The 11,617-nt window shown below is 29.7% G+C and carries 11 protein-coding genes, 1 tRNA gene and 1 pseudogene; 7 read left to right on the top strand and 6 right to left on the bottom strand.

Features of this window, described 5'->3' with window-relative positions:
* The first annotated feature begins 42 nt into the window (after nt 1–42).
* From HX13_RS13505 to HX13_RS13535, 7 genes and pseudogenes are all read left to right on the top strand, one after another.
* Nucleotides 43–811: pseudogene (locus HX13_RS13505) on the top strand (MBL fold metallo-hydrolase).
* A gap of 78 nt (nt 812–889) precedes the next feature.
* Nucleotides 890–969 (top strand) — tRNA-Leu (locus tag HX13_RS13510).
* Between the two features lie 193 nt (nt 970–1,162).
* On the top strand, nt 1,163–2,128 hold the full coding sequence (locus HX13_RS13515; RefSeq protein ID WP_050021537.1) for an ATP-binding protein: 966 nt from the start codon (nt 1,163–1,165) through the stop codon (nt 2,126–2,128).
* Between the two features lie 40 nt (nt 2,129–2,168).
* Entirely contained in the window at nt 2,169–3,476 is a 1,308-nt protein-coding gene (locus HX13_RS13520; protein WP_050021538.1) for a sensor histidine kinase, read from the top strand.
* Nucleotides 3,466–4,527 carry a hypothetical protein gene (locus HX13_RS13525; RefSeq protein WP_050021539.1) on the top strand — a complete coding sequence of 354 codons (1,062 nt, stop codon included), beginning with the start codon at nt 3,466–3,468 and terminating at the stop codon, nt 4,525–4,527. Before HX13_RS13520 ends, HX13_RS13525 begins: the two co-directional genes overlap by 11 nt.
* A 4-nt stretch (nt 4,528–4,531) precedes the next feature.
* Nucleotides 4,532–4,897 carry a hypothetical protein gene (locus HX13_RS13530; RefSeq protein WP_050021540.1) on the top strand — a complete coding sequence of 122 codons (366 nt, stop codon included), beginning with the start codon at nt 4,532–4,534 and terminating at the stop codon, nt 4,895–4,897.
* 584 nt (nt 4,898–5,481) lie between these two features.
* Entirely contained in the window at nt 5,482–7,158 is a 1,677-nt protein-coding gene (locus HX13_RS13535; RefSeq protein ID WP_202962925.1) for an Eco57I restriction-modification methylase domain-containing protein, read from the top strand.
* A 73-nt stretch (nt 7,159–7,231) separates the two neighbouring features.
* Here HX13_RS13535 and HX13_RS13540 read toward each other — a convergent pair whose 3' ends face one another.
* The 6 genes from HX13_RS13540 to HX13_RS13565 all read right to left on the bottom strand — a co-directional run bounded on the left by HX13_RS13540 (nt 7,232) and on the right by HX13_RS13565 (nt 11,617).
* Complete coding sequence (locus HX13_RS13540) at nt 7,232–7,495, bottom strand: hypothetical protein (protein WP_128572413.1); 264 nt, start codon at nt 7,493–7,495, stop codon at nt 7,232–7,234.
* A gap of 167 nt (nt 7,496–7,662) precedes the next feature.
* A complete protein-coding gene (locus tag HX13_RS13545; protein ID WP_050021543.1) occupies nt 7,663–8,151 on the bottom strand; it encodes a T9SS type A sorting domain-containing protein in 489 nt (162 codons plus the stop codon).
* A 419-nt stretch (nt 8,152–8,570) separates the two neighbouring features.
* Nucleotides 8,571–8,789, bottom strand: coding sequence for a hypothetical protein (locus HX13_RS13550; protein WP_050021544.1), 219 nt, complete (start codon nt 8,787–8,789; stop codon nt 8,571–8,573).
* On the bottom strand, nt 8,789–9,625 hold the full coding sequence (locus tag HX13_RS13555; RefSeq protein ID WP_050021545.1) for a tetratricopeptide repeat protein: 837 nt from the start codon (nt 9,623–9,625) through the stop codon (nt 8,789–8,791). The genes HX13_RS13550 and HX13_RS13555 overlap by 1 nt, the downstream gene beginning before the upstream one ends.
* Nucleotides 9,615–10,769, bottom strand: a complete 1,155-nt coding sequence (locus tag HX13_RS13560; protein WP_128572414.1) for a glycoside hydrolase family 19 protein — start codon at nt 10,767–10,769, stop codon at nt 9,615–9,617. The genes HX13_RS13555 and HX13_RS13560 overlap by 11 nt, the downstream gene beginning before the upstream one ends.
* 146 nt (nt 10,770–10,915) lie before the next feature.
* The gene (locus HX13_RS13565) at nt 10,916–11,617 is read right to left on the bottom strand and encodes a hypothetical protein (protein WP_050021547.1); all 702 of its coding nucleotides are present in this window, start codon (nt 11,615–11,617) and stop codon (nt 10,916–10,918) included.

Below are 11,617 nucleotides of genomic sequence, written 5' to 3' on the forward strand. Positions count from 1 at the left end.
TTTTTTGTAAATTTACCAAAATTAAACCAACCTCAAAACAAAATGAAGTTGAAATTTTTAGGAACCGGTACTTCGCAAGGTGTGCCCGTTATAGGCTGTACATGCGAAGTGTGTACTTCTGAAAATCCCAAAGACAAAACGTTTACGCTCTTCCGTGATGGTCACTACGGAGGAAAATAAAAAAATATTGATCGACTGCGGCCCTGACTTCAGACAGCAAATGCTTAGCAACCATGAGCATACCGTAGATATTACCCTGATCACTCATGAACATAATGATCATGTCATCGGACTGGATGATATGCGACCCCTGATTTTTAAAAGTGGCAAAGACGTCCCGCTTTATTGCTACCACAGAGTGGCCCATGAGATTAAAAACCGCTTTCCCTATGCTTTTGCAGATGTAAGATACCCCGGAGCTCCTGCCTTTGAACTTCATGAAATTGAAAATAAGCCATTCACTGTTTTGGATACAGAAATCACTCCTGTTGAAGTGATTCATTATAAAATCTCTGTCTTCGGATATAAATTTAAAAAGCTGGCCTACATTACGGATGCGGGTTTCATTTCAGAAAAAGAAAAGGAAAAACTGAAGGGTCTGGATGTATTGATTTTAAACTGTATCAGAAAATTTGACCCGCACCCTGCTCATTTTATTCTTCCGGATGTCATTAAATTATTTGAAGAACTACAACCTGAGAAATTATTTCTAACCCACATCAGTCATCACCTTGGCCTGCATGATATTGAGGATAAGCAGCTTCCACCCGGAATCCACCTTGCCTACGATGGTTTAGAGATTAATTTCTAATTTTTTTTATTCAAAAAACTTTTGAATATTAATAAAAATTTCTATATTTGCACACCGATTCAAACAAGGTATACACTTGCCCAGGTGGCGGAATTGGTAGACGCGCTGGTCTCAAACACCAGTTCTTAGGAGTACCGGTTCGATCCCGGTCCTGGGTACAAAAATCCCCTGAAATCATTTGATTTTCAGGGGATTTTACTTTTTAGGGTGGCTAAAAGGGTGGTCAAATGTTTTTTATATGACATTCATTAAACCTGACTAATCTGAGTATTTAGCCATTTGACTTTAATTTTATTTAATATTATTAAAGTTCTTAGTATATTGTAATACCAAATAAAAAAATAATTCTTAATGGAAGAATTAAAAATAAGGCAAGAGCTAGAAAGGATTTTAAGAGAAGATCCTAATAATTATAATAAAATTATAGAACTCTCTACAAAACTTTCTGCATTTGACAAAAATAACATTCGATTTAGTATTGATGCTGGTATTATTGATCGATTAGGCAGCGAATTGGTTGCAAGACAGGAAACCGCCGTTTCAGAGTTAGTCAAAAATGCCTATGATGCAGATGCAACACAAGTAGATATTATATTTGAGAATACAGACGTCATTGGAGGAACTTTACATATTAAAGACAATGGAACAGGAATGAATCGAATTCAATTAATCAATGGATTCATGAGATTATCCTCTAGTTCTAAAATTCATAATCCTACCTCAGAGATTTTTGGTAGAAAAAGAGCTGGGCAAAAGGGAATTGGTCGTTTTGCTGTTCAAAGACTTGGCAAAGAACTAACAATAATAACACAGACAAAAGAAGATGAACAAGCATTAGTTGTTTCAATCAATTGGGATGAATATGCTACTGACACCGATTTAGGAATTATCAGCAATAGAGTAACAACTAGACCAAAAGAGCATGAAACAGGGACCAGCCTCATAATTAATGGCTTAAGAGATAAATGGTCTGAAGCATCTATTCGTAGGATATATAATTATGTAATGGATATATTACAGCCTTTTCCATTATCAAAAAATGAAGAAATTAATCATCCAAAAGAAGAAATAGTTGATCCAGGATTTAAAGTTTTATTTTCAAAAATAATTAATAACAGGACTATTAAAATAGCGGATGAAAAAAACATGGTTTATAATCATGCTACTGCTATTATTGACGGATCAGTTGATGAAGATGGTAATGGTTTATTTTGGCTTAATAGTGCAAAGCTTGATATGGATGAAATTGGCTCTGTCAGTAGTAGTCCTGACGAAGAGAATGTACCTTTCTCTCATCTAAAAAAATGTAAGATTTAGAGCATATTATTTCATATATAATACAGGACTAATCCCTAAAATGCAAGAAACTAATATCAGAAAACTAGCAAGAAAACAAGGAGGAATTAGATTATATCGAAATGGATTTAGAGTTTTACCATACGGGGAACCTAATAATGATTGGGTTGGTCTTGATGCTTCTACAAGACAAAGATCTATTCTCCCTGTACATTCAAATATAAATTTTTTTGGATTTGTAGAATTAATTGATTTAGAAAATACCTTTAATGAAACTTCTAGCCGAGAAGGATTAGTTGAAAACGAAGCTTTAATACAGTTAAGAAATTTTGTTTACAGAACCATATTAACAGCTGTAATAAAGATCGCAGAGGCAAGAAATGTAAAAATAGTTACAAACCAAAAAAAAGTAGATAATGTTTTTGAATCTGTTGAAGTTCGTATAAAAAACATTGCATTTACTTTGGAACAATTGGATAAAGAACTAGAAAAAGAAAGTGGAAATGTTGAAGTAAAAAAAGGTAGAAAAAAGAAAATCGATCAGATAAAAAAAGAAGTTCAACTTTTACAAAAAGCCCAAGAAGAAGAAAAAGAAGCTTTTTTGAAAGAGAGATCAATGCTTAGAGTACTAGGAAGTGTTGGATTAACAATATCCCTATTTATACATGAGGTTAAAGATTATGTTCTTAATATGAACTCTGATATTAAGTTTCTGATGGAAACTTTAAAAAATGAAGAAGTCATTTTAAATAGAATATCAATCCTTCAATCAAATGTAGAAACATTCAAATCATATACTTCATATTTTGATTCTATTATTTCTCAAAATGTTACAAGAAATCTACAGCCTCTTGAGTTACAAAGCAAAGCAGAAGAATTTTGGGATGTAGTAAATATTGATTCTGAAAAAAGTAATATTAACTTTCTAATGCCTGTAAGAGAAAATTATTTTCTTTTTACAACACCGATGCATCCATCAGAGCTATCTTCTATTTTCTTTAATTTATATACAAATTCGAAAAAAGCCATCAGACGATCAAAAAATGAAGGAATTATAAAAATAAGCTGTGGGAAAATTGAAAATAAACTATTTTTAAAATTCTCAGATACGGGTGATGGTATAAAAGAAGAGCTTAGAGACCGAATTTTTGAAGAATTTTTCACTACATCTTCTCCACATACATTAGAAAACCTAAACTATAGTAATGAAATTACAGGAACCGGTTTAGGATTAAAAATTGTAAAAGATATTATTGCTAGTTATAGAGGAAAAATTTATGTTATTGATCCTGAAGATGGATTTTCTACAACAATTTATATTGAATTACCAAAAGCAACAGAAAAAGAACTAGACCAATATGGATACTAAAATTTGTTATATAGAGGATTTACCCGGTGAAAGTCGAAAAGTCGATTTTGAAAAACTTGGATATACAGTCGACCAATACGATCCTAAAAAAGATTTAAATCAAGTCATAGATGATATAAATGGATTTAATTCTGATATTATAATCATGGATTATAGATTAAATAATGGAGTTGATCAAGTATATTATGATGCTCCAACTATCGCAGCCACTTTAAGAAGTAAGCATAGAACAGGATTTGTTGAGAAACCAATTATATTAATCTCAAACGAAGGGAAAATTACTGATTTTTATAAAGATTTTTTAAATCAAGATTTGTTTGATTATGCAATAAAAAAACAGCAATTAGATGATGATGAAGGAAAAGATGATTTTAAAAGGAAAATTGATGCTTATAAAGAATCTTATGATGTTATCTATAATTCAGAATTTAATATTTTTGAAATATTAGCATTAAAGAAAGAAGAAGAATCTTTATTACATTCCCTTGTTTTAAAAAAATTAGAACCAAAAACAGGACAAATTTATGAATATAGTAGATTTATCAATGATAACTTCATATATTCGATTGGTATGTTGATTGGACAAGATGTACTTTCTGCTAGATTAGGTGTATCAAAAACATCTGAAAATTGGCAGGATTTATTAAATTTATTATCAGATTATAAATATACAGGAGTATTCAGTAAATCCCATGATAGATGGTGGGCCAAAAAAATCGAAGATTGGTGGACAACTATATTTGGAAGTAATAATCTAAGAAGATTAGATGCAAACGAAAGAGTAAAAATGCTCTCGGAGAAGTTTAATTTTAAATTAAATACTTTAGAAATTTCAAAATTTTCGAAAAGCTCAAAATTTTGGACAATATGTAAGGGTAGCAATCAAGCCATAGACCCTTTTGATGGAATTTTAATCTTAAAAAAAGATTATAAAATTTGGCAAGAAAAAGAATATTTTTCTAAAGAGTATGCTTTAGGAAAAATTGCTGACATAAAACCTTACATTGATGAAATGGACATTAAATATTTAAGAAATTTAGCAAATAGTTAATGTTATGGAGTATTGGGAAGTGAAAAAATTCAAGGATGATTTAATAAAATTTGCAGATTTAGTTGAAAAATTCAATGTTCCGTGCGAAATTAATGATATACACAACTTAATAGGAAACTTTTATAATTTAAATGACTTTTCTTATGAATTATTCAATATAGGGTTTAATATAAATAAAAAAATTGCAGGATCTTATCCTGATATGGAGGATTATAAAATATTTTTAAATAATTCAATACAAACCATTAATCCTATAAATATTGATAGGGACTGTATTTCTGAATATTTATTTGAGATAAATATTGACGGTTATTATTTGGATAATAAAAGTAATATAAAAACATTAAAAAAGTTGCTGGCATTTAGATAAGCATATAGAAACAGAAGGAGGTGAAGATGGAGTTCCAAAATTTACACATCCTTCATATCATTTTCAATTTGGAGGTGAATATATAACAGGATGCGATACTGGTGAGTTGGGCATATTAGCAAATCCACGACTTCCCCATCCTCCTATGGATATTTTTTTAGGCTTTAATTTTATTATTAATAATTTCTACAATAAAAAAGATTACGAATTTGTGAACGCACTTCTATCCGATCACGAATATATAGAGATAATAAAAAAATGCTCAGGATAGATGTTGGAATGCTTATTTCAAAGGTTTTGATTTTACTAATGGACATCAAGATTTTAAAATAGACAAAATTTTCCCGATGTATATAATGTGATGATGAACCAAAAAATATTAACATTTTTTAAAATCATTCTCTTTTCAAGAAGAGAAGATTAATAAACTAATTGTATCAACTTTCCTATATACAAATAATATAAAAAATGTTGAAAATGAATTTATCTCAAATCTAATTATTGAAAATAGCTCTGAGGATTATGAATCAGTTCTAAAATTTAGTAGTTTATTTGAAAAAGCCTTAGACATTGAGGCTTTATTAATGCTTTTTGAATTTGTAATTTCTCCTAAAGACAGAGAGGTTAATGGAGCCATATATACCCCAAAATATATTCGCGATTTTATTGTAAAAAATGCTTTTGAAAAAGCTATTTACGAAGGAAATAATTTAGAATCTGCGTTAATTGCAGATATTTCTTGTGGTTGTGGAGGCTTTTTTAAAACAGCAACTGAAGAAATAAAAAAGAATCACAACAAAAGTTTTTATGACATTTATAAAGACAATATATATGGCATAGATATTCAAGAATATAGTATTATAAGGACTAAGATTTTATTAACTCTATTTGCTATAATTAATTTGGAGGACAGGAAAGAGTTTCAATTTAATCTCTTTGTAGGTGATTCATTAGAGTTTAATTGGAATGATATTGAAGCTGTGAATAATAATGGAGGATTCAATTTAATTATAGGAAACCCTCCGTATGTAGGATCTACAAAAATTGAAAAAAGTACCAGAGAATTTCTTCATAACTGGAGTGTAACTTCAACGGGAAAACCCGATTTATATATTCCATTTTTTCAAATAGCAATTGAAAATCTTTCTGAATTAGGAATATTAGGATATATAACGGTAAATACTTTCCAAAAAAGTCTTAATGCAAGAGCCTTGAGAAGCTATTTTTCTAATATAAATTATGATTTCAAAATTATTGATTTTGGAGGAGAGCAAGTATTCAAATCTCGTTCTACTTATACCTGCATATGTATATTAACAAAAAGATTAGGAAAATATATACATTATACTAAAATAAATAGCAAAAACTTGTCAAAAATAAAAGCGAAAGATTTTATTAAAATTAAATACGAAGATGTTGATGATTATAATGGATGGCATTTAGTAGATTTAAAAACTAATATCGAAATTAAGAAAATTGAGAATACAGGTAAAAAACTTGGACAACTATTTGAAATTAGAAATGGGTTTGCTACTCTAAAGAATAAAATTTATATTTTTAATCCCTTAAGAGAAGACAACCATTATTATTATTTTGTAAAAAATAGTATAGAATATAAGATTGAAAGGAATATATGTAAAGATACTATTAAACCCAATACGTTAAAATCTGAAGAAGACTTAACAGCGAGTTTGGAAAAAATTATTTTTCCTTACATGTTTAATCGAACTTTTGATATTTTTGATAATGAGAAGAGAGAATTAAAGATTCTTGAAGAAAATATTTTGAAAGAACAATTTCCTTTCGCATATCAATATCTTTTATTACATAAAAGTGAGCTATTTGAAAGAGATAAAGGGAATAAAGAATATGAAAAATGGTATGCATTTGGAAGAAATCAAGCTCTAAATTTAACAGGATATAAGTTATTTTTACCATACATTTCATCTTCACCCTGCTTTGTATTTTGTGATGACTTAGATTTACTTTTTTATAATGGTTATGCGATATTATCTGAAGATGCTTATAATTTAAGAGTTATTCAAAAAATATTAATGTCATCAATATTTTGGTTTTATATAAAAAACACAAGTAGACCCTATTCAGGTGATTTCTATTCAGTTGCCAAAAATTACATTAAGAATTTTGGAATTTGTGATTTAACAAGTAACGAAAAAAACTATTTATTAGGACTTACAGATAAAAATGAAATTGATAAATTTTTATGTACTAAATATAAAATAGACTATAATATATTATAGTCTATTTTATATTGAATTAGTTAATGCTTAATCTGACAGTTATTAACTAATTTTAAAACAGATTAAGTATTGACTAATTCATATTATCTTTTTCCAGATCCTGTTCAAGTTCAGATTCCAATAAAACTGGCTGTTTTTTAATATCAGATAAAATCTTTTCTAGATCATTTCTTAATTCTTCTGTATTCTCATAATTATCTAAAGCAACCGGATCTTCTGTCCATGAAATAATTTTTCCAGTTTTTCCGTTGAAATAAACTTCATGTACTCCATAATAAGGAGTTTCGTTTGTTCCTGTATTGATAATTTGATAACGCCAAAAAGTTATATTTTCCATTGATATTATTTTTAAAAAAAAATTATGCTCACTTTTAACAACGAAAAAAAAAAACAGAGTAAATAAAATCTGAACAGTTTTTCTTTTTAAGTTAAAAAAAACTATAAAAATCCATCCCAAATAATTTTGAAGATGGATTTTTGTCTTAATGAGTACTATTCACATAATTAATTAACTATAAATTTATGGATCGTATTTTCTGTTTTAAGAAAATACATACCTTTCAATAGATTATCTATTAATATTGAATTGCTTTTTAAGTTTGATTTCTTAATTAGTCTTCCTTCAATATTGTAAATAAGAATTTCATTTACCTTTTCATTAAGATTTAGGTACTCACCATTTCTAATTGGATTAGGATAAATTGGAAGCTGAACTGACTTAGTGCTTTCATTAACTCCTAAAGTTGAGTAACATGTCCAGGATAAATCATCAATTGCAATTCGCTGTCCTGTATTTGGGTTCAAAATTTTAATTACAAAATCACCGGTTACATTCAAATTATCAATAGTTGTCACAGTTGCAATTGAGCTGAAAGGTATTGTCCCAACCGGAATATCATTTATTTGTACCATAAGTTCACCAGGGTTTCCAGCAAATTTCAGTTGTATAGTCATAGTAAGACTTTTAATTCCTCCATGAATTACAGAACTCATTAAATTACCATTCCGGATAGTAATTGCTTTACTAATGGATTGATCAGTTCTTGAGTCAAAAGGCCCAGGTGATATTACCTAAACTCTGTATATAAAGCTTTATTATTTAATAATACGTTGCTAAATGAATGGTATTATATTTTGATTGAGCACTAAATTGTGCATATAAGAAAAGTAATACTGTTGTAATTCTTGGTTTCATTTTAAAATACCATTTTCCCATCATTAATCCATCTATTTTTCTTATCCCATTTGCCACCACAGTCTGATTGTAATTCTGTCACAACTTTTTTTCTTCACTACATCAACAATAACACATAAGTAATTCTCATACAATGTTTATTAGTTCCATCTTCCACATACCCTTTAGAAATGTAATCCATAACTATAAATCTTCTATTGGGTGATATGCTTAAAATTTAACCTCCTGAATAATTGGAATTATCATAGCCTTGTATTTTATACTTCTTACCACTTTTCAAAATAAATGGGTTTTGATACATATTGAATTCTTTATTGTATTCATTAAACCCTAATTTATAAGATTTTGATACCGAAATAATGGGTAATCTCTCTCCCGTTTGAGAAAAAGCAAAACCTGCGATAAAAAATATAAATACTGTAAAAAGGTTTTTCATTATTTTATCCTTTCCTCAACATACCTGGGAATTTTATTAAGATCTTTCTTTTGAGCTTTCATTAAAGAAAGATATTGTTTATAATTCTTTTTTGCAGCTTCTTTATTCCCGGTCGCCCAATAACTATCTGCGATATTAAGATATGTTACCACCCTATCCGGATATTTCTTAATTATTTTCTCAAGTATTTGAATTGATATTGAGGGATTAACATTTCCAAGATTAAATGCAAAATCATTGAGTTTAGTAATGTTATGTGACGAAATAATTATATAATCCAACCAACTTTTATTAGCTACCCAATCATAATAATTAAACTTCATTCCTGGAAGATCTGTGTTATCTAACACTATTGTGACACTGTCATCAGCTTCAACTGAAAAGTAACTCTCTCTGTATTTAGCAAGATAAAAATTGTCTTTTGAAAACTGTAATGTAAAATCTATAACAGAGTATTTATCCGAGGCAAAAGGAGCAATACAAGTGGTATATGAAAGCAGATTATTCTTAAATTTCAGATTATCAATATTCATATCAGATTTGCCACTGCATTCTTTACAAGGTAGAATAACGTCATTTTCATAAGTAAATGTTGAGTTATTTTTATTATTAAAAACAATCAGAAGTTTTCTTCGAGTAAGGTCTTCTGGTTGTTGTTTACTTTTAGTATTTTCTAATGTTAAAATATATAAATCATCACGGACACCGTCATTGTTAAAATCATTATGGAGCTGGGTTACAATTTCATTTGATTTTAATAAAGATTCTAATCGAGAAGTTTGAGAATTACAACTTATTCCTAAAAATAAAAGTAATAAAAAAATTTTATTGATCATCTTTAAATATTTTAACCGTTCTATCAAAAGCATCTCTTCTGTTGCTATATGATTTTGTAGAATAATTTATTTTTGCAGTAATTGAATTAACTACTTTATGTGTTGCTCCATCTTTAGCCAATGTATTAGCTTTTTTCAGAATCCAATCTCCTAATCCAGCAAAAACAGCTTCTTTTGCAGTAAATGTTGATTTACCCAATGATAAATCAATTCCTGAATCAGGCAGTCTAGCATCTATTATTTCTTGGATACTTTTATAATTACTTCTCCCCGTAATTTGCATCAATCCTCGTCCTCTAAATTTCCAGCCATCACCTTCATGTACATTTCCTAATTTATAATCTTTTCCCCTATTGTTATCATCATAAGCTATATTAGCAATTTTTTCCTGGTCTGCAGCATGTATAAGTTTTTTCTTTTTTGTCTTAGGATCAATCTCACTTTTCCTACCTATTTCATCAGCATAGTCATAATATTTTTTATTATTCTTAAAAACAGAAAAAGGATAACCTGATCTTAATGCCTCAACTGAATAGTTTAAGCTTTCTCCATTAAACGCCCCAGATAAATCATCACTACTTTCAACAAATGCTTGGGCAAAAAAATGAGCTCTGTTAAGACAAGTATTAAGGTCAAATATCTCATAAAGTTTTTTAGATTCACCTTTTACCATATATGATTTATTTAATTCGTCAACAATACCTTGCATCCAATCAACATTCGAAGCACTAGGCCAAACACTTTTTATTTGTGATAAAGTAAAATCATCAGTACATTGACTTTTTTTCTTTTTCTGTTCCGGCACCGGCGCTCCCTTCGCATCAATACTTTCCGGAATATTTACCTGTCCGGAGGTTACAAATTCTATTTTTCCTGTTTCGGGCGGCACATTTCCCGGCATTTTGCCTGTTCCCGGTAAAGTGGATTTTTTTAACAATACATAATTATCCTGAACTTTTGCAGTTCCAAAATCCTGCCAGTCTGTGAGGGAAATCATCTGAAAACCATCATCAAAAATAAAATTAGGAATCTGTTTTTCTACTACAGTTCCTGTAAGCTTATCCTGCGTGGTCGGTACATTATTCAGCACTTTAAATGTTCCCATATGAGCATTGAATTTTATTTTAGCACCATCTATGGCCAATAATAAACCTTCTTCAGCTTTATCTTTCTCTTCATTTTCCGCACGTTTGCCGTCTATTTTCTGGCTATTGGCCGCCTTCATTTTATCATTATCCTGTGCTGTATTTTGAGTCTGAGTTTCGGGAGAAGTATTTTCTCCATCACGTTTTACCCTGTCCATACCAATGAATGTTTTAAATGATAATTGTGTTTCCTGATTTCTATAAAACCTTCTTCATAGTGGTTCTTTTTACATACAAACAATCCTCTGAAATGTTCGACACCTGATCCTTCGAGGTTTTCTGCTGAGATTTTCAAAGTCACTGTATCTCCATTTTTTACAGGAGTCATTATTTCTGTAAAGCCTTCAGTGGATTCTCTTTTCATTTTGGTGTCAAAGGAATTGAATAGGCCGTTAAAAAGAAGTCCAAACATATTATAACCTCCCAGGAATCCAATAAGCTTATCTTCATCCTCCAGTAAATTGGTGACCTGACCAAAATACCTGTCCATCACATCTCCTTTATGACTTTTGGATAATTCTTCCTGTATTTGTACCCATCTTAGCCGAAGGGATAACAGATTATCTACTGTCATTATATTTCCTTCTTCATCCGCCTTACATTCCAGTTCATCAAATAAATAGCTTATCTTTTTTATCAGTTTCCCCATGGCGTTTTCATCATCCGAAAAATCAAAGTCTACCACTAAAACCTGGAACTGATGCAGCTCCTTTACTTTTCCGAAATAATATACCTCAACTTGTCTTGCATAGCTTTTCGTGGTAAAATAAACCGGATTTTTCTGTTCTGTAACTATTGTTTCCAGCCTGTATGTTTTCTGATGAAGATTTTGCAGTATACTAACCAT

The organism is Chryseobacterium sp. P1-3, assembly GCF_000738495.1.
Lineage (GTDB): Bacteria > Bacteroidota > Bacteroidia > Flavobacteriales > Weeksellaceae > Chryseobacterium > Chryseobacterium gallinarum.